General features: G+C 40.7%; 19 protein-coding genes. 14 read left to right on the top strand and 5 right to left on the bottom strand.

Features of this window, described 5'->3' with window-relative positions:
• The 4 genes from D3H55_RS17170 (at position 1) to D3H55_RS17155 (ending at position 3981) form a co-directional block, all read left to right on the top strand.
• Positions 1-474 (top strand): hypothetical protein, encoded by a 474-nt coding sequence (locus tag D3H55_RS17170; RefSeq protein WP_119548552.1) that lies wholly within the window; start codon positions 1-3, stop codon positions 472-474.
• Positions 475-742: 268 nt separating this feature from the next.
• On the top strand, positions 743-1918 hold the full coding sequence (locus D3H55_RS17165) for a DUF5667 domain-containing protein (protein WP_119548551.1): 1176 nt from the start codon (positions 743-745) through the stop codon (positions 1916-1918).
• A 180-nt stretch (positions 1919-2098) separates the two neighbouring features.
• Positions 2099-2851 carry an RNA polymerase sigma-I factor gene (gene sigI, locus D3H55_RS17160; protein WP_119548550.1) on the top strand — a complete coding sequence of 251 codons (753 nt, stop codon included), beginning with the start codon at positions 2099-2101 and terminating at the stop codon, positions 2849-2851.
• Positions 2848-3981, top strand: a complete 1134-nt coding sequence (locus D3H55_RS17155) for an anti-sigma-I factor RsgI family protein (protein ID WP_119548549.1) — start codon at positions 2848-2850, stop codon at positions 3979-3981. Before sigI ends, D3H55_RS17155 begins: the two co-directional genes overlap by 4 nt.
• Positions 3982-4028: 47 nt before the next feature.
• Here the strand turns inward: D3H55_RS17155 and D3H55_RS17150 are convergent, their stop codons facing one another.
• Positions 4029-4220, bottom strand: coding sequence for an alpha/beta-type small acid-soluble spore protein (locus D3H55_RS17150; protein WP_119548548.1), 192 nt, complete (start codon positions 4218-4220; stop codon positions 4029-4031).
• A gap of 177 nt (positions 4221-4397) precedes the next feature.
• Here D3H55_RS17150 and ykzP point away from each other — a divergent pair, with 177 nt between their 5' ends.
• Complete coding sequence (ykzP, locus tag D3H55_RS24460; protein WP_168413156.1) at positions 4398-4574, top strand: protein YkzP; 177 nt, start codon at positions 4398-4400, stop codon at positions 4572-4574.
• Positions 4564-4704 carry a protein YkzE gene (ykzE, locus tag D3H55_RS24455; protein WP_205685504.1) on the top strand — a complete coding sequence of 47 codons (141 nt, stop codon included), beginning with the start codon at positions 4564-4566 and terminating at the stop codon, positions 4702-4704. The genes ykzP and ykzE overlap by 11 nt, the downstream gene beginning before the upstream one ends.
• A 202-nt stretch (positions 4705-4906) precedes the next feature.
• On the opposite strand, the gene D3H55_RS17145 is transcribed toward ykzE, so the two are convergent.
• Positions 4907-6661 carry a B12-binding domain-containing radical SAM protein gene (locus D3H55_RS17145; protein ID WP_119548547.1) on the bottom strand — a complete coding sequence of 585 codons (1755 nt, stop codon included), beginning with the start codon at positions 6659-6661 and terminating at the stop codon, positions 4907-4909.
• A gap of 217 nt (positions 6662-6878) precedes the next feature.
• Entirely contained in the window at positions 6879-7931 is a 1053-nt protein-coding gene (locus D3H55_RS17140) for an acyltransferase family protein (RefSeq protein WP_119548546.1), read from the bottom strand.
• A 269-nt stretch (positions 7932-8200) separates the two neighbouring features.
• Between D3H55_RS17140 and D3H55_RS17135 the strand changes: the two genes are divergently transcribed.
• The 6 genes from D3H55_RS17135 (at position 8201) to D3H55_RS17110 (ending at position 14461) form a co-directional block, all read left to right on the top strand.
• Positions 8201-10366: a PAS domain-containing sensor histidine kinase gene (locus D3H55_RS17135; protein WP_119548545.1), complete on the top strand. Its 2166-nt coding sequence runs from the start codon at positions 8201-8203 to the stop codon at positions 10364-10366.
• Entirely contained in the window at positions 10363-10833 is a 471-nt protein-coding gene (locus D3H55_RS17130) for a methylated-DNA--[protein]-cysteine S-methyltransferase (RefSeq protein WP_420808764.1), read from the top strand. The genes D3H55_RS17135 and D3H55_RS17130 overlap by 4 nt, the downstream gene beginning before the upstream one ends.
• A gap of 426 nt (positions 10834-11259) precedes the next feature.
• A complete protein-coding gene (locus tag D3H55_RS17125; RefSeq protein WP_119548544.1) occupies positions 11260-11844 on the top strand; it encodes a DUF2087 domain-containing protein in 585 nt (194 codons plus the stop codon).
• A gap of 83 nt (positions 11845-11927) precedes the next feature.
• Positions 11928-12257 carry an aspartyl-phosphate phosphatase Spo0E family protein gene (locus tag D3H55_RS25040; protein ID WP_240628633.1) on the top strand — a complete coding sequence of 110 codons (330 nt, stop codon included), beginning with the start codon at positions 11928-11930 and terminating at the stop codon, positions 12255-12257.
• A gap of 148 nt (positions 12258-12405) precedes the next feature.
• Entirely contained in the window at positions 12406-13980 is a 1575-nt protein-coding gene (locus tag D3H55_RS17115; RefSeq protein ID WP_119548542.1) for a bifunctional metallophosphatase/5'-nucleotidase, read from the top strand.
• A gap of 31 nt (positions 13981-14011) precedes the next feature.
• Positions 14012-14461 carry a MarR family winged helix-turn-helix transcriptional regulator gene (locus tag D3H55_RS17110; protein WP_119548541.1) on the top strand — a complete coding sequence of 150 codons (450 nt, stop codon included), beginning with the start codon at positions 14012-14014 and terminating at the stop codon, positions 14459-14461.
• A 445-nt stretch (positions 14462-14906) separates the two neighbouring features.
• Here D3H55_RS17110 and D3H55_RS17100 read toward each other — a convergent pair whose 3' ends face one another.
• Positions 14907-17003 carry an ATP-dependent Clp protease ATP-binding subunit gene (locus D3H55_RS17100; protein ID WP_119548539.1) on the bottom strand — a complete coding sequence of 699 codons (2097 nt, stop codon included), beginning with the start codon at positions 17001-17003 and terminating at the stop codon, positions 14907-14909.
• A gap of 296 nt (positions 17004-17299) precedes the next feature.
• Between D3H55_RS17100 and D3H55_RS17095 the strand changes: the two genes are divergently transcribed.
• Both D3H55_RS17095 and D3H55_RS25035 read left to right on the top strand, forming a co-directional pair.
• The gene (locus tag D3H55_RS17095) at positions 17300-18340 is read left to right on the top strand and encodes a YkvI family membrane protein (protein ID WP_119548538.1); all 1041 of its coding nucleotides are present in this window, start codon (positions 17300-17302) and stop codon (positions 18338-18340) included.
• Between the two features lie 61 nt (positions 18341-18401).
• Positions 18402-18527 (top strand): DUF6254 family protein, encoded by a 126-nt coding sequence (locus D3H55_RS25035; RefSeq protein WP_240628624.1) that lies wholly within the window; start codon positions 18402-18404, stop codon positions 18525-18527.
• Between the two features lie 458 nt (positions 18528-18985).
• Here D3H55_RS25035 and D3H55_RS17090 read toward each other — a convergent pair whose 3' ends face one another.
• On the bottom strand, positions 18986-19165 hold the full coding sequence (locus tag D3H55_RS17090) for a YkvS family protein (RefSeq protein ID WP_119548537.1): 180 nt from the start codon (positions 19163-19165) through the stop codon (positions 18986-18988).
• Positions 19166-19299 lie beyond the last annotated feature (134 nt).

Genomic DNA, 19299 nt, shown 5'->3' with positions numbered 1-19299 from the left:
ATGCCTAACAAAAAAATAAATAAACTCGAAGCCATCTTATGGAGTATAGCTCTTCCGGGATTTCCGCAGCTTTTGATCAATTCAGTAGTCAAAGGGATTTTTTTCGTGATATTGGAATTCCTAATCAATGTCCAAAGTAATTTCAATGAAGCGATACGCTTAAGCTTTCTTGGTGAAACCAGGATGGCTGCTGAAGTGATCGACTATCAATGGTTGATGTTTTATCCCTGTTTATATATGTTTGCAATGTGGGATGCTTTCAAAAGTGCCGAGGGAGAAAGGGATAAGTACTCATTTCTTCCTTTTGTTTGTTCGGCTTATACCGTCACAACGGGCCTGATGGTTTCACAAAAGATATATATCAATGATATTTTCATCGGCCCAATTTTCTTTCCGATGCTTTGTGTAGTGCCCGGGGTAGGGGCGGGTCTGTTAATACAATATATCCTCTGCCATTATAGTGGCAATAAATAGGGGTAGCCGAAAAAATACAAATTTAGCTTTAAAACCTTTACCAGTAATGGGAGAGGTCTTTTTTTTATCTTCTTTAGGAGAAAAGGAGCCCATTACATGGTGCTATCCGTCTAGATTTGAAAACCGGGGGTTTTTCCTTCTCTCCAACTAACTACCTGATTTCAGGTGCTGAAATAGATAACCTTAAATGACCCCCAAAAGAAAGTTTAAGTTTCCGTAACCTTGTAATGAGGCGATCGCTTGAAAACAATTTATGAGGTGAACTACATTGTCCAAACAGTCGAAGGTAACAAGAACATCATTAGCCATACTTGCAGCAGGTGCTATTTCATTTTCAAGTACACACGCATATGCCAATGGGAATGATGCAGAGTCATTTGAAAAGGTAGAATTCCAACAGAACACTGAAACCCAATCCAATGTAATTGCAAATGATGACATGGTTATGGAATCAGTCAAGGAAGAAATGGAGTCATTGCAAGAAGAAAAGGAATCCCCTTCATTACTTCCGGGAGATTTCTTTTATTTTGCCAAGCTGGCAATAGAGAAAGTCAAGCTTGCATTTACTGCGGATGATGTGAAAGAGGCACAGCTCTTAGCAGAATTTGCAGCTGAACGACTTGATGAAGCACAAGCATTATTCGATGCTGGAGTAGAAGAGAAAGCAGTAGAAACAATAGAAAAAGCACTGGAAACAATGAAAGATGCAGATAATGAAAAAGGCGATGACCAAAAGTCGGGAGAAGAGGAGAAGGAAACAACCGATGAGGTGATTTCTGACAAAGAAGGAACCGAAGAAGATATGGGGGGATCTGAGCAAGCAGAAACAGAATCCGAGGATGAACTTGAAGAACTACTGGCTCAAAATATCATAGCTCTTAAAGCTGCTATGGAAAAAGTGAAGAATCCTACTGCAAAAGCAGCACTTCTTAAAAATATTGAAAAAAGCTATGTCAGACTTGCAGAAAAAATGGCCAAGCTTGTTGAACAAGAAACAAAAAGTGAATCTGAAGCAGAAACAGTGGATGATACCACAAATGGTACAGAAGACATCTCTACAGATAAGGATGATGAGAAAGAACCGGCACCTATTCTAAAGCAGAAACCTGTAAAAGAAATAAAGGCTGAGCACAAACAAACGAAAGCACAACAAAAAGCAGAGAAAGAGAAAATTAAAGCAGAACGTAAATTTGATAAAGAAGAAGTAAAGGCACAACAAGAGGCAGAAAGAGAGAAAGTCAAAGCAGAACGTCAAGCAGTCAGAGAGGAATTGAAAGCTAAGCAGGAAGCAGAAAAGAAAAACGCAAAAGCGGAGCAGGCAGCAAAGAAAGAAAGACAACATGCTGAAAAGGAAGCAAACAAAAAAGAACACCATAAGGGGAACAGTCACGAAAACAAAGGCAACAAAAATGACCAAAAAGGGAAAGGCAATCAAAATCAGTAAAGGAATTGCTTTACAGCTTTAATTAACCTATCCCTATACAGACATTAGTCCGGAGAGGCTGTCCTTTTTGACTGAATCACTAGTGAGGACAGTTTTAAAGAGGCAGCCTTTTCCATACTTCAGTACCTTCAGGTTTGCTTTTTACATGTTATAATAAGGTTCGAAAATGAGGTGAGACTAATGCTGAATGTGTTATTAATCTTTACGGCAAACAGAAACAAAAAAGGTTCTCTGGAAGACCTGGCAGCAGAAATCCAGAATGGCAATAAAGAAATTGTCAATCAGATACTGGAGGATTATAAGCCTTTTGTGAAAAAGGCTGTTTCTTCGGTATGCAAAAGGTATATATATGAAAGTGATGATGAATTCAGTATAGGTCTCATAGCTTTTCATGATGCCATTTATAAATATGACAGCGGCCGAGGGGCTTCGTTTCTAAGCTTTGCAGAAGTGATCATTAAAAGGAAAGTGATTGATTATATACGCATGAATGGCCGGCACCGGAGTCTCAGCATGGAAGCACTTTCTGAAAGTAAAGAAGGAGAAACCCGAAATGCAATTACAGAAACTCTTTCAATGGAAGAATATGACCGGGACAAAATAGTAAGCGAAAGAAAAGAAGAGATTATGGCCTTCAGCAAGCAATTAAAGAAGTACTCTCTCAGCTTTGAAGACCTTGTTAAGATCTCTCCTAAGCATGAAGATGCCCGAATGAATGCAATATCGATTGCTGAAGTAGTCGCATCGACTCCATCACTACTGGAGTACTTAGAGGAAAAGAAGCGTCTGCCGATAAAACAATTGGAAAAAGAAGTAGGTTTCAGCCGAAAAACAATCGAGCGGAATAGAAAATACATTATTGCGATTACTCTTATCCTCATGGGGGATTTTTATTATCTTAAGGATTACTTAAAAGGGCGGATGAAACAATGAAAAAAGGGATCGTTATGGAGGTTAAATCGGATACCATCATCATGATGACTCCTGAAGGCGAATTTCATAAGGCAAGAAAGCAGCCTGCAGTACAATATGAAATAGGAGAAGAGCTGACTTTTCTCCCGAAGCTGAAAGGTGAGAGTCATTTATCATTTTTTGATCACTGGAAGCAGCGGTTACACTTCAAACCCATCCTGGCGGGGGCAGCCGCATTGTTAATGTTATTATTCATACTTATTCCTGCAGTCAATGATCCCGGGGTTTATGCTTATGTTTCGGTTGATATCAATCCAAGCTTCGAAATGAGCATCGATAAAGATCGGGAAGTTTTGCAAATGAAGGCCTTTAATCCTGAAGCGAAACACATATTGGAAAGCCTCTCTGATTGGAAAGGAAAATCGATCGTTGAGGTTGCAGAAGAGATCATTTCCATTAGTGAAAAGAATGGATATTTGGACGAGCATAAAAAAGTGACTCTTACAACAGTATTTACTGAAGAAGCCGATGAAGAAATTAAGAATTCCATTGAGGACGAGATCAAGGAATTTGCATCGGAGAAGATGAAGGAAGGAACAGCCGACATCTCTTCCATCGAATCCAGTTTGGAGACAAGAAAAGAGGCCGCAGCAGCAGGTTTGACAACAGGACAGTTGTTGATGAAAGAAGAGAATGCCCAAAAAGAAAAAGCAACTCGACAGAAAGCCTCTGAAGAAACCAGTCAACCTTCAAAGCCTGAGATCACAAAAGAAAAAAATGAACAGCCTAAAAAACTTCCGGAAACAAAGGGAAAAAGGCCGGATCACGTCGAGGAGAAACAAGCGGGTAAATCAAAAGCGAACAGTAATTCCCGGGCCCATCAAAACCAATCAGATCATGGTGCTGATAAAAAAGAAGAAAAAGGAAATAACGGCAAAAGCAATAGAAATGAAAAAGGAGAAAAACCAAATACCCCGGAGAATAACAATGGAAGCAAAGGAAAAAATGACTTAGATACCAATCGAGGTAATCAGGGAAAAAAGGATCATAAGGATAAAGGAACAGATGACAGGGACAGCAAGAAAAAACCGAATGAAAACCATAAGGGTAATCCTTCTGATAGTGATAAAAGAAAAGGAAACGGACACTAAATTAAACCAGGCTGCCTGCAGGCAGCCTGGTTTAATTATTCGGGATATTATTTTCCTTTAAGCTGTGACTGGGCTTGTTTTACAAGGCGCTTTGTGATTTCGCCTCCGACAGAACCATTGGAACGGGAAACTGTATCAGAACCAAGTGTCACTCCGAATTCCTCTGCAATTTCATACTTCACTTGATCCATGAATTGCTCCACGCCCGGAACTAATAATTTATTTGAACTTCTAGCCATTGATGGTGTCCTCCTTTTGAATAGTTTATTGTTTCTACTGTTATCATCTCTCCAAATATAAAGAAAATGAGTGGTAATTTTTCGCATCACAAGAAATGGGTTTGAAAAGGTCAGACTGTATGAAATTTAATAACCCGGAAAAACTATATTCAGTTCATTCAAAAGGAGCTGACGTAAATGGCTAAACGTAAAGCAGAATATGATGCAGCAGAGAAGAATAATAAAACACCAAGAAAGAATTTATCGGAGCAAAAGGATTTCAGTGCTGAATTTGCACAAGATGAAAACCCGGCTAAAGGAAAAAATAGAAACTCTAAACATGGCAGGGAAGGCAGAATGAATGATGAAAGATAAATGTAAAGATACAGAGAAGAAACAAAATTTCCAGGAAGAGTTTGGAATGGAATTCGGGGATTTCAACGCAGCCAAACATTTTGAAATTCCTGAAACGAACAAAAAGCAGGATAAAAAAAGAGGATGTTGAGAATACAAATACAAAAAGGTTAAGCCCCAAGATGAGGCTTAACCTTTTTACAATAGAATTTTTTCGCATTTATTGCTGCTTCCGAAAAAGAAAGAACAGCCCTTCGCTTTCCTTTCCGGCGGACTGCCAGCATATCATTTGAAATTCATAATAGGTTGCATCAAAGTTATCGAAAAGAGCCTTAACAATTAGTCAAACAATATTAAATCTTTTGGAGTATATCCGAACCTGCAGAGGTAAACAGCTGTGCGGTACCGGAAACGGGTTCATAGTAGGAGAGAAGGTAGCAAGGTTCCTCCTTAATTCCTGATGTAGACGGTGTCACCGATAATCTTTCCAAAAGGGTATGTTTATGCAGATCTTTTTCATTTAAGTTCAACTGGACAAAGTCACTGCCAAATAATGCAGGGTCCTTCAAGATCTGTTGGTACACTTGAGAGCGGTCCCGTTTTTCCAAAGTCGGCTGCCACCAAGCCTTTCTTGGTTTATAGCGCTGATTCTTCAAATAATCATATTTCATTATGGCTTCAATGGTTGGAATGTGCCCGCTTTTGGTTTCTGATAGAAATTCATGAAGCCTTCTGAATAGATCTTCAAGCTGGTGGCCGATCCTTGACCATCCGCGGCCTTCCCAGTAAGACCCAAAGCTTTGAAAGAAATCAAATGGTGTATCAAAAACATTTGTAACAAGGTATTCAATGGTTTCATCCATCCGGTGATCGTTCCAATACTTCTCCAGTACATCCTCCACTTGTTTGATTCTGACGATATCGTCAAAGGAAAGGACGTTATTTCCCAATATTTCATATGGAGCGTTGTCCATATAAATATAATCCTGTTGTTTGGCATTGATTCTTAAGCCGGTCCCGCGCAGCATTTTTAAAAAGCCCAGCTGCAGTTCTTCCGGTCTTAACTCAAATACATCATTGAATGTTTTGCGGAAGGATTGGTAGTCCTCCTCAGGCAATCCAGCGATTAAATCCAGATGCTGATCAATTTTCTTTCCTTCCTTTACCATGGTCACAGTTCGGGTCAATTTTGAGAAGTTCTGCTTTCTCAGGACAAGATCATTGGTTTCATCATTTGTTGATTGCACCCCGATTTCGAATCTGAATAATCCTGCAGGTGCTTCTTTATTAAGGAAATCGATAACTTCAGGACGCATGATATCAGCCGTGATTTCAAACTGAAAAACAGTTCCAGGGCGATGTTCATCGATTAGGAAGCGGAACATTTCCATTGCATAACTCCGGCTGATATTAAATGTCCTGTCCACGAACTTGATCGTCTTGGCCCCATGTTCCATCAGAAAACGAATATCATCTTTGACTTTTTCCCTGTCGAAGTAACGGACTCCGACTTCTATGGAAGAAAGGCAGAACTGGCAACGGAAAGGACAGCCGCGGCTGGTTTCAATGTATGTTACCCGTTTGGAAAGATCATGAAGATCTTCCTCGAACCTGAAAGGCGATGGCAGTTCCCTCAGGTCAAGTTTGTTCCGCTGCGGGTTGATTTTTACCTTGCCGTCTTTTAAATAGCCTATGCCATTGACCTCTTCCCAATTTTGGCCGCCATAGATCTGCCCAAGCAGGCTTTTGAAGGTTTCTTCCCCTTCACCGATCACAAAGAAGTCAACTTCAGGCAAACGTTCCAGCCAGTAGGGGACATCATACGAAACTTCAGGACCGCCAAAGATTACGACAGTCTCAGGAGATATCTTTTTCAGCATTTTGACTACGGATATTGTCTCCTCAATATTCCAAATGTAACAGCTGAAGCCTACGACATCAGCTTTTTTAGTGTATAGATCTGATACGATGTTCATGAGCGGGTCTTTAATGGTATATTCTGCTATCTCGACATCAAATTCTGGTGATGAAAATGCCTTAAGATTCCTGATGGCTAGATTTGTGTGTATATATTTTGCATTCAATGTGCTTAATACAGCTTTTTTCATTATGAAAACTCCTTTATGTACCTTTAAAAAGTTAGAGCAACAGTACTTTAACATTGTAACCAAGCAAGGCACTAAACTCAACGTTATTCGGTATTTTGACCTATTTCCAAATTATATGAAGGAATTTGGCATCAGTTATGAGAATATGTATAAAAAAGTAAAAGACCGGCAGGACTGCCGGTCTGGTTTTTTGACGGCAGCATATGGCCGATCAGTATCAATACTTCATATATTCAGTATGTCGCTTCTTGTAGTTCTTTAAGTCTTTCAAAAGTTTAACGAATTTACTTGTCTTCAGCTCGATCAAGGGCTGTGTCAAAGAAGTGAATGCCCTGCTGGACAATAGTACAGTCAGGATAAAGGAAGCAGCCACAAGTAAAATGATCGACTGGACGGGAGGCAGGATATCCGGATAGGAAGTTTCCCGGAAGAACTTTATGATAAATCCATGTATCAGATACACATAAAGCGTGCTGGCTCCCCACTTTGTAAAGAAATGCCTGCTTTTCGGTACAAATGCGAAAAAGCTGAAGGACATTGCGACATTCATCAAATAGACACCGCTTCTTTCAATCGCGCTGAAGAATTCTTTTCCGCCAAGCTGCTCATAGGATTTCGAATGCAACAGCCACTTGTCTGAAAACTCCGGCACCAGGAACATGAATGCAAATACAGCTGCAGGAATCAGTGCTGCGGCAATACGGGCCCGGTTTGTCCTCATGAGTGTGAAATGTTCCTTTTTAAGAAAATAGCCAAGAAGGAACAGCGGGAAAAATACGAATGTCCTGGACAGACTTAGATAATTGGAAACATTGTCGACAAACCCAATGGCTATCCCGAGGGCAAAAGCTATTAACAACGCCTTATTTTGCTGCAGCTTCCATTTGCGGACGAACAAATACAGCAGTATATTCCAGCAGAATAAACTTAATAGAAACCACATCGACCATTGGGGATCATATATATCGATAGTCAAACTGTTCCTGTTGTACAGAAAGAAATAATAGACCGTATAGATGATTTGAAATAATAGATAGGGCAGTATCAGCTTTTTAAATAATTTCGGTATATACCCTTTTTTAAAGAATCCTTTGGCGAAAAACCCTGAAACAATGATAAACGCGGGCATGTGGAAGGTATACAGCGTTTTGTACAGGGCAAGGACAAATTCATCGTTTTCAATGAATGAACGGAGAAAATGTCCGAATACGACAAGGAAGATCAAAATGACTTTCGCATTATCGAAGTAATAATTTCTAGTTTTCTTCATGAAGTCACCAACTTTGAGTGTTATTGAAAAATAGATTGCTTTTTTCTTGTGAAAGTATATCCTGATACCCTGCTCTTTATTGGGTGGAGCAGCGTGCTCTCCCCTAATAACGTATCAAAAATATATCTAGAAAGTACCCTTTCAACCCATTCTTAAACTATAAATAACTGAATCGATATAAACCGAAATTAAGCTGTAAACTTTCTGAAACAGAAGAAAGATAACATAGGATAAAAGGCAGAGATGCAAGGTAATAGGAGGAAAGTGGAATGGCCAATAATCAAACGTACAAGCGTGATAAGGATTTAAGCCCATTGGATCCCAAGGATTACAGGGTGATTTTGACAGCTTCCCCCGCCCCGATTTTGATAGTGAGAAAAGATTTCTCTATCGTTGAAGCCAATTCAGCTGCATTGGATTTGCTTGAAATAGAAGAAGAGTCCTTGCTTCATCAGTCTTTTGTCCAATTCTTCCAAGCTGTTCCCGCCCCTATATTTTCTCAATATGAGAAAGTTGCAGTTGAAGGAGGGGAAATCGAGGATGAAACACTGCTGACAACTGTCTCGGGAAAAATAAAGCATATAGACCTGAAGATCACTAAATCAACTGATTGTGAATATGCTTTCTTTTTTCTGCGAGATATTACGAGTGAACGAGAGAAACTGAGAAATGATCATATGAACCTCCATATGCTTAATAACATATTTCAGCAGGCTGCTGAGGGGATTCTCTTATTTGACAAAGATGGGACCATCCAAGAGGCCAATCAGGCATTCTGCAAGCAGGTGAACCTGAACAAAAGGGATGTCCTGAACCGGAAAGTCGCCTCCTTCGTACCTGAAAACTTTCATTTCAAGGTGATGAAAATCAAAGAGCTCCTCGATTCAGGAATACAAGCGAGAGGAGAAATGCCCATTACCCATTCTGAAGGGATATCAGTGGTCGAATACACGACAACCCCATATGTAAATCATGAACTACATATGGCCATCCTCAGGGATATTACGGAAAAAAGGCAGATGGAAATCCAGTTGAAACGCAGTGAAGAGTTGTTCAAAGATCTTTTTGAAGAAGCAATCGATGCCATAGTACTATGGGATCATGACGGGAGGGTGCTTCGCGCTAACCGATCGGCTTTGAAGATTTTTGAGTGCTCACTGTCTGAAATTCTGACTAAAAAGATTGAAGACTTTGTATATCCACTGGAAATGTCTAAGTTTGAATCTGTGACACATGAACTCAAATCCAAAGGGGCTGTCCGGGATGAGGTACTATTCCTTATGCCCAATAATCAATTGAAGCATCTGGAGTTCACTTCGAAGCTGCATTCAGTGGATGGTTATAATATGACGATCTTTCGAAATGTCAGTGAAAGGCATCAAATGGAAAAGAGCCTTAGGGAAAGTGAAGAACGCTTCCGGAAGGTTTTTGAAGGGACTCTCGATGGAATGGTCCTTACCAATCATTCCGGACAGGTGGTCGATGCCAATCCAGTCGCCCTTGAAATTCTGTCTACCAATAAAGATAAGTTGATCGGCAGTGACATAAAGGATATCTTTATGATTAAAGAAAATGAAGATGAGGAATACCTGAGATATCAGGCTAAGTTGAAGGAAGAGGGCCAGGCAAGCTTTGTAAAGCTGATTAAAACGGACTCCGACCGCCAGCAGCATTTGGAGCTGTCATCTAAATACAATCTTTTATCGAATATGAATCTGACCGTCATCAGGGATATTACAGAAGAAGTGGAACTTCAAGACCAGCTTAGGAAATCGGACACCTTATCGGTAGTCGGAGAGCTTGCAGCAGGCATAGCCCATGAAATAAGGAACCCTATGACTGCTTTGAAGGGATTCATCCAGCTATTGGAGAACAGTATGGAAACTGAACATGAAATGTATTTTCAGGTTATACAGTCAGAATTGCAAAGGATTGAATCCATCATCACTGAGTTTCTGATCCTTGCCAAGCCGCAGGCAGTTCAATATCAGGAAACAGATCTTGTCAGGATCATGAAGGATACACTGGAACTTTTGAAAGCACAAGCAGTCATGCATAATGTACAATTCCAAGAAGAGTATGGCAGCGGGATACCAGCTGTTTATGCTGAACCGAACCAATTGAAGCAGGTTTTTATCAATATTGTGAAAAATGCCATTGAGGTGATGCCGAAGGGGGGCATGATTTCGATTGCCATTTCAGAAAAAGATGAAGGTATCCTGCGAATATCAATTAGGGATGAAGGAATGGGAATTCCAAAAGAAAAAATCAAGAAACTGGGAGAACCATTTTATACAACAAAGGAAAGAGGAACCGGCCTTGGCTTAATGGTCACTTTCAAAATTGTTGAAGAACATGCAGGCCTGGTAGAGGTAGAGAGTGAACTGGGCAAAGGCACCACGTTCCATATTGACTTTCCGTGTGCGAAAGGATGAAAACATTGAAAACAGAAAGCATGGTGGTTACCAGTCCTGTCGGTAATCTGAAAATCACAGCTGAAGAAGGCTTCCTGACAAAAGTCGAGTTTGTAACTGCACCAGAATCAACCAGTGAAAATACACTGCTTCAAAAAGCGGCAGCACAAATGGAAGAATACTTCAGGGGAAACAGGGAGAAGTTCGACCTGCCCATAAAAACCAAAGGCACTCCATTTCAAGAATCAGTTTGGGAAGCACTGAAGGACATTCCTTATGGAAGTACTTGCAGCTACAAGCAAATTGCAGAAAAAATCAATAATCCTAAAGCGGTAAGGGCAATTGGCCAAGCGAACAAATCCAATTCCCTTCCCATTATCATCCCATGTCACAGGGTGATCGGGAAAAATCAATCGCTGACAGGATATGCCGGCAGCCAGGTGGATAAAAAAGAAATCCTGCTTAAGGTAGAAAAAGCAGTTCAATAGAAGATGTATCAAAGTCCAGACTGTGTAGACAAACCCCGCTCTAACCAAAAGGGTGGAGCGGGGTTTGCTGATTTCTAGTGGGAATTGTGGATAATTAGACTGGGCATGTTCCTTGCCATGTCCAATAAATTATCAAAACAACAGGGTTGATATTCGGTCTTCCGTTGTCGGGAGACCCGCCCCGCGGAGTCGAGCGCCTGTAGCGGAAATCAACTTTTCGTTCCAATCATCCTAATTTGTAAATATTTAACTTAACTATGCAAAAAAAGCTTGTAGACATGGTCCGTATATTGGACCTTGTCAACAAGCTGAAAGCCTCAAATTACCTTGGGGCTTTTTTGTGCCTGAATGATTTGACAATGCAATCTATTTAGATAATAATTAAATTAGATGAACATCTAAATAGGGGTTTTAGGGAGGAACGATATGCAACTCGATAAACTGGTCTCCTTTTATAAGACGATCGGAGATCCAACCAGATTGAAAATCATCATGCTCCTTAAGGAAGGGCCATTACATGGACTTGCCATTGCAGGTAAATTGGGACTAACCGCACCGACCATTTCCCATCATTTAACAAAACTTAAGGATATTAATCTTGTGTTTTCGCGCAGGGAAAAAAACTCATTATATTATCATCTGAATAAGAAAGTGATGAAACATCATGGAGAGGTACTGCAAAGGATGGCAGAAGAAAACAAGGGGGACAAAGAAGCAATGGAAAAAATCCAGAAGGAAAGACAAAAGGTATTAAACAACTTTTTTACTGCTGAAGGAAAGTTAGCTCAAATTCCTGCACAACGAAAGAAGAAGCTTTTCATCTTTGAACATATTATCCAAGGTCTAAGACCCGGGGTGAAATACGAGGAAAAGGAAATCAATGATTATATAAAGAAATTCCATGAAGATTACGCCACCATCAGAAGGGAGTTCATCATTAATCACTATATGTACAGAGAGAATGGAATCTACGAAATGAATCCCAAGGAAATGTGGGCAAGAATTGAGTAACCCTGCAAAAATCCCCTGTCAATAAAGAGACCGGGGATTTTGTCGTATCCCGTCAGTTCTGAGGTAGCAATACTGAACTTTTTGTGAAATTTTGTCTTGTTTTAGCGATTCTATTTACTTTTATACCTAATGTTGCGATACTTCAGAGGTATCTATTAATTATCGAATACACTGAGATTCCATATACAGACAGAAAGGTGCGAGTTTCATTGATGTTCCCATTTGATAAAGTCTACCAAAAAGTCATTCTTTATAGAATTGCTAAAAAACAAAGAGAAATGATTGAGATAGGGGCAAGATTCGGACTGAATGACAGCCGTACGGTGGAAAGCAGCCAGGAGCTGGACAAACTCATCACTAAATATCAGGAAATAAACCATATAAAAAGCGTCCAGCAAAGTTCTCCGCAATGATAGGGGGGACTTTTTTTGTTGTATTGACCCGGGGTCTGCTCTGAGGAGGTTCACATTTGGTTCATGTATAACATAGCGCTCTAAGGAATGTGACACAGCGCCTGGAGAAATTTGATACAATATCAATAAGAGAGAACAGCGGAGGTAAATGATGTCACAAATTTCAATGACAATAGTGGAAACAAGTGATGTTCATGGCAGCATCTTTCCGATACATTATGGAACCAATGAATTCCATCCCCTGGGTTTGGCCAAAGCGGCAGCATTGATCAAAAGGATCCAGCAGGAAAACGACTATGTCATCACTCTGGATAATGGTGATCTCATACAGGGAACACCGCTGACATACCATTATGTAAAACACATGGCTGATCAAACAAACCCAATGGTCAAGGTGCTAAATCACCTTCAGTATGATGCGGCAGTCATTGGCAACCATGAGTTCAACTATGGAAATTGCGTCATCACGGAAGCTGTAAATCAATCTGGGTTTCCTTGGCTATCAGCAAATATCCTTGATAGACAGACTGGCAAGCCTTACTTTGGACAGCCGTATGTGGTAAAAGAATTCACGAACGGGTTAAAGGCTGTCATACTTGGTTTGACAACCCACTATGTACCGAATTGGGAAAATCCGGATTATATTTCAGGGCTGAAATTCAGTAATGCTCTTGAAGCTGCCAAACATTGGGTGAAGTTCATCAGGGAAAAGGAAAATCCGGATATCATGATTGTTTCCTATCATGGCGGGTTTGAAAATGACATTGAAACTGGAGAACCGACAGAGCCTCATACCGGTGAAAACCAAGGCTATAGCATTTGTACTGAAATCGAGGGTGTGGATGTACTGCTTACAGGTCACCAGCACCGCCAGCTGACAGGCATGGTAAATGGAGTATTGGTCATCCAGCCGGGTTTCAATGCGCAGTATATCGGCCGGGTGGATATTACACTAGAGGAGGTCAACGGCAGGTGGGAAATCATCAGCAAGAAGGCTGAACTTCTTTCTGTAGCTGGTGAAAAAGAAGATGAACAAATCCTTCAGCTTGCAGATGCCTATGAAACCCGAACACAGGAATGGCTGGATCAGCCGATCGGTTTTATAGAGGGTGACATGACGATTACAGATCCTCTAAAAGCCAGGATGGTGGAACACCCATTAGTGGAATTCATCAATAAAGTACAGATGGATGCACTTGATGTGAGCATTTCGAATACTGCTTTGTTCAGTTTCACAGCCTCAGGTTTTCCCAATACAGTGACAATGAGGGATATAGTATCAAATTATGTATACCCTAATACGTTGACAGCAATTGAGATCAGCGGGCATGATATGAAACAGGCATTAGAGCGCTCAGCTTCTTATTTTCAGTTGGATGATAAGGGGAGCATCATTGTAAATCCGGCTTTTTCTACACCCAAGCCTCAGCATTACAATTACGATATGTGGGAAGGCATTCAATATACAATCAATATCAGCAATGAACCCGGAAGCCGGATTATGAATCTGGAATACAAAGGGGAATCGGTTGATATGGACGGTAAATATATTGTGGTGATGAACAACTATCGTGCCGGCGGCGGTGGAGAATACCCAATGTTCAAAAACCGGCCGGCCATAAAATCGAGTCAGATTGACATGACGGAATTGCTTGCGAATTACTTCTTGAAACATAAAACAGTAAAAGCCGCTGTTAACCATAACTGGAAAGTTGTAAAATAGAGATAATTATATTAAAAGGAAATGATTAAACATGGAAGATAGAAGAGACATAGAACAATCATTGAAATTATTTATTGTGCTTTCTAGAGCCTATAAAGCAATCAACGAAGACGTACAGGTCTTCATACAAAATAACGGATTGAATATGACGGAATTTGCTGTCCTCGAACTCCTTTACCATAAAGGGGATCAGCCGCTGCAGCAGATTGGCGGGAAAATATTATTAGCAAGCGGAAGCATCACCTATGTGGTGGACAAGCTGGAGAAAAAAGGCTTGATCAGGAGGGTTGCGTGCCCAACTGACCGTCGTGTGACATATGCTCAAATCACAGACGAGGGGAAGGCATTCATCGGTGAGCTCTTTCCGCGTCATGAAGAACAAATCCATCAGCTGATGTCCGTATTGGACAGTGATGAAAAAGACACAGCGATTGAATTATTAAAAAGAGTAGGTCTGTCAATCAAGGATCTTTCTTATTGATGTAGGGAGAGAGTATTCTCTTTTACACTTTATAGTTAAACCATTCTCAAAAAACCGATTGGTTCCTAAGTGGAAACAGATGGGGATGTTCCAGGTGGTCCTTTTTTCTTGCTTGAAGGCTCCTTTCGTAAACTTTGTTGCTAAATATCCTGATAAATCGTTTCAAAAACCCTGGCGAGCAGGATAGAAAAGAGCTGCTCGTTCTTTTTTTAGAGTAAAACCTTTGAATACAAGGGAAAACCCGGCACTTGGGATTTTTTCCGAAAGCAACATTATATGCGAAAACAGCCTGCGTGAAAGAAATCAGGATGTCTCATGCAGGTTCCATAAATCACTTTTTCTTGCTGGAGGGACTCAGGGAATCTCAAGAAAGGATCTATATCAACCTCAATTCCATCCCGCACAAAAAGCCTTGCTCCCTTTTAATGAGGAGCAAGGCTTTTAGTTACTTGATTACAATTTCATTTTCTTCAATGGCAGCTGTCATTTCTTTCTTCTCTGGATGATCCAAGATAAAATCTGCAATGGAATCTTCGAGTTTTTCCTGGATGATCCTGCGCAGCGGACGTGCTCCGAAATCAGGATGGTAACCATCTTCCACAAGCTTATCCTTAACTTCTTCTGTTACGGTCAAATTAATATTCTGCTCTTCAAGTACGCTGTAAAGTTCGTTCAGAAGGATATCGATAATTTGTTTTAGTTCTGTCGTCCCTAATGAATTGAACTCGACGATGTTGTCAAAACGATTAAGGAATTCAGGTCTGAAATAATCTTTTAGGTTATCCAGGATTGATGCTTCCTTCATTGTATGGCTCGTAAAGCCGACATGTTTCTCTTTGAATCCGACGCCGGCATTGCTTGTCATGATAATTACGGTGTCTTTGAAGCTGACTGTTCTGCCCTGGCTGTCAGTCAGACGGCCATCATCAAGGATTTGAAGGAACATATGCTGTACATCAGGGTGGGCTTTTTCAATCTCATCCAGAAGTATGATGCTGTAGGGATTTCTCCGTACCTTTTCTGAAAGCTGCCCGGCTTCTTCATGTCCAACATAGCCCGGAGGTGAACCGATAAGTTTTGAAATGCTGTGTTTTTCCATGTATTCACTCATATCAAGCCTTATCATGGCTTCAGCAGTTCCAAACAACTCCTGAGCAAGAGTTTTGGAAAGTTCTGTTTTACCTACACCTGTCGGCCCGATGAACAAGAATGACCCAATTGGACGATTCTTATCTTTCAGTCCGGCCCGGCTTCGCCTGATGGCTTTCGAAACTGTCCGAACAGCTTCTTCCTGGCCGATAACCTGGTTGTTGAGCATGGTCTGGAGATCCTTCATTTTCTGCTGTTCGCCTTCTTGGAGTTTCCCGACAGGAATACCGGTTTTCTTTTCGATCAATTTCTGGATAAGCTCAGGTTTCACAACAGGGTATTCCCGGCGTCCATGGCTTTCCACCAGTTTTTCCAGTTGAACTTCTTCATCCCTCAGTTTTGCTGCAAGCTCATAATTTTCTTCAGTTAATGCCTTCTCTTTCTCGGCTGCAATTTGAGAGAGTCTGCTGCGGAATTCATCTTCATTTTGCTGTCCGCTTTTAAGATTTTCGTAAGAGCCGGCTTCGTCAAGAAGGTCGATTGCTTTATCCGGCAGGAAGCGGTCCTGGATGTATCGTTTTGAAAGGATGACACAGCTTTCGATCGCTTCGTCGCTGAATTTCACCTCATGATAATCTTCATATTTATTTTGCAGCCCTTTCAATATCTCGATAGCAGCCTCTTCTGATGGCTCTTTGACCTGGATTGGCTGTAAACGTCTTTCCAAAGCAGCATCTTTTTCAATTTGTCTGTATTCTTTCAGAGTCGTCGCACCGATGAGCTGCAGTTCTCCTCTGGCAAGGGCTGGCTTTAAAATATTTCCTGCATCCATGCTGCCTTCCGCTGAACCTGCGCCGACAATCAGGTGAATTTCATCAATGAACAGCAGGATGTTCTTACGGCTCTGAAGTTCCTCGATCAGCGCCTTTATTCGTTCCTCGAATTGACCCCGGATACCTGTGTTTGCCACTAAAGAGGCCACATCCAGAAGATAGACTTCTTTATTCAGCAATTTGGATGGAACCTGGCGATTGGCTATCTTGATGGCCAACCCTTCTGCAATCGCTGTCTTCCCTACCCCGGGCTCCCCGATTAATACCGGGTTATTTTTATTTCGCCTGTTTAGAACCTCAATCATTCTGTCTAATTCTGAATCCCGTCCGATAACCGGATCAATAAGGTCCGCTTTTGCAAGATGCGTTAAGTTCCGGCCGTACTGATCAAGGAACGACTTTTCCTTGCTTCCTTCGTGTGCAGATTTATGGTATGGCTGCTGGCTTTCCCCGGTGCTGCCCCCAAAGAAATTCTGAAAAGGGTTATTATTTGAAGAATGAATCATGTCTTTTTCACGTGTATAACATCCATGGCAGAGAAATAAAGATTTTTTGTGACCATTCACATTAACATGCAAGTTTACTTTTGCGGTGTTTTCTTGGCATTTTTGACAAAGCATATATTATTCCTCCAGTCAGATATGAAGTATTTTGACTTTGATTAACTTTGACTAATTTTATATAAAAAAAGAATTGATATACTTAATGTTTGATCATTCCTGATCTAATGTTCATTATACTTTGACTAACTTTGACTTTCAAGCGCTGGATCAAGGTAATTATTTCCTTTTAAGAACCAGGTTTGTACTTCTTAAATGGCATGCTTGTACATAAGGTTTAATAGCGGGTTACTTAAATTAAGGCCGTATTTCAGCCAGCAATAGCGTTTCAACAAGCAGATCAATGAGGTGAATAGATGAAGAGATGGAGCGGTGTATTTCAATTAGCGGCAGTTTATGTAGGCACAATTATTGGAGCAGGTTTTGCAACGGGAAGGGAGATTGTGGAGTTCTTCACCCGTTTTGGTTTCATTGGATTGATCGGCATCCTTATCAGCGGTTATTTATTTATATTCCTTGGTTCAAAGATAATGGTGAAAGCACATGAAATCAAAGCAGTATCCTACGAGCAATTTAACGAGTACTTGTTCGGGAAGTGGTTTTCGAAATTCATGAATATCCTTATGATGCTGATGCTTCTTGGTGTAACCGCAGTCATGCTGTCAGGTGCGGGAGCGGTTTTTGAAGAACAGTTGAATATGAATAAACAGACAGGGGTCCTGCTGTCCATTTTCCTGGGACTCATTGTAATGGCTGTGGGAATGAAGGGGTTGTTCGCAGTCAACACTCTCGTTGTCCCTGCTATGATCATTTTTAATATATCCATCATGTTTGCCACTATATTTAAACCGGAATTTCTTGAAGCGATTATGAAAATACCTCACGCAGACGATGGATGGAAAGCGGTCATCAGTCCTTTTTCATATGCTGCATTCAACCTGGCGATGGCACAGGCAGTCCTTGTGCCGGTTGCGGCGGAAATCAAAGATATCAAAACGGTGAAATACGGGGGGATACTTGGAGGAGTCCTGCTTACCATTATACTGGTTTCCAGTCATTTCACCCTGGTAATGATCCCGCATGTAACAACCTATGAAATTCCAATGGCGGTTGTCATGAAAAGCCTGGCGGGCAGTTTGTATGGTATCTACATTTTCATTATCTTTGGAGAGATATTCACTTCGATAATAGGCGGAGTGTTCGGGCTTGAGAAACAATTGGCCAATTACTGGAATGGGAGGAGAATCTTCATTACACTCGGCATTTTTGGTTTCGTATACCTATTGAGTTTCTTCGAATACAGCCAGCTTCTATCCTACTTATATCCCCTTTTTGGTTATCTGAGCTTGTTGTTCATCATCCTGTTATGGATGAAACCGGCAGAGACAAGGCTTTGAGGGAAGGAATAAACATTGAGAAATCAGGCACCATAGAAATGACTGAAAGGAGGTATGTAACATGACGAAATCAAAGCAAGAAAAAGAAAGGCAATGGAATGCAAGAAAACAGGAACAGCATCCTCACGGAAAGGTTGAGTCTTTTAAAGAGCTTGAAGGAGAAAGTCTTTCAAAGGGCAGTAAGTAATTCCTTTTATACAGTTCACTGGCAGGTATTGAGGGAATGACTGGAATGTTTGTATCAAAAAAGCGATTTTATAAGAATCTTTCATGAGTCCTGCAGCATTATTCCATAGCAGTACTTTCTTCTTTTGGAATGATTATGAACTCTTGCTGTTTTCGAAAAGGTCCCGAAAGCCGGATTTTCCCTTTCGGTATTAGGTCTTTCCTTAAACAGGGCGGAACCTATACTGTTTTTTCATCTTTAGTGTTTTAGAAAAAATTTACGGCCAGGATTTTTCGCCTGTATCCCAGGGTTTTACTCTCTAAGAGAATGATCAGCTCTTTTGGTTCCTGCTCACCGGAGTTTTTGTGACGGTTTATCAGGATATTATTTGAAATTTATATTGAATAACAACAAAGTTTACGAAGAGAGCCAAAAAAGAAAAGCCGGGCACTCCATATGGGCTGCCTGGCTTTGTCCTGTTATGATTCAATGATTTTATAATTTTTATGATTGACAACTGTTTTTTCTTCCAACTCAAGGTCGCGGTAATTCTCCATGAATGTCAGGTCAACGATGACAGAATTCTCGTTCACTTTCTCAACGATGCCTTTTAAGCCATCACGGAATTCAATTAGATTACCTACTTCTGCTTTCTTCACAAACACTCTCTCCTTTGTCAAAAGTTTCAGAAACAATTAATTACAGTTTGCCTTAAAATAACAAAAAGGTAAAGGGCTTTACGAAATATTATTCTAATAATCTGTTAATTTGTAAAAGAAAATGGTTTTCTGAG

The sequence above is a fragment of the Bacillus salacetis genome (assembly GCF_003581585.1).
In the GTDB taxonomy this organism is placed as follows: Bacteria; Bacillota; Bacilli; order Bacillales; family Bacillaceae_B; genus Rossellomorea; species Rossellomorea salacetis.
Note: the sequence above shows the minus strand (reverse complement) of the source record. Positions and strands in the feature narration are given on the sequence as shown.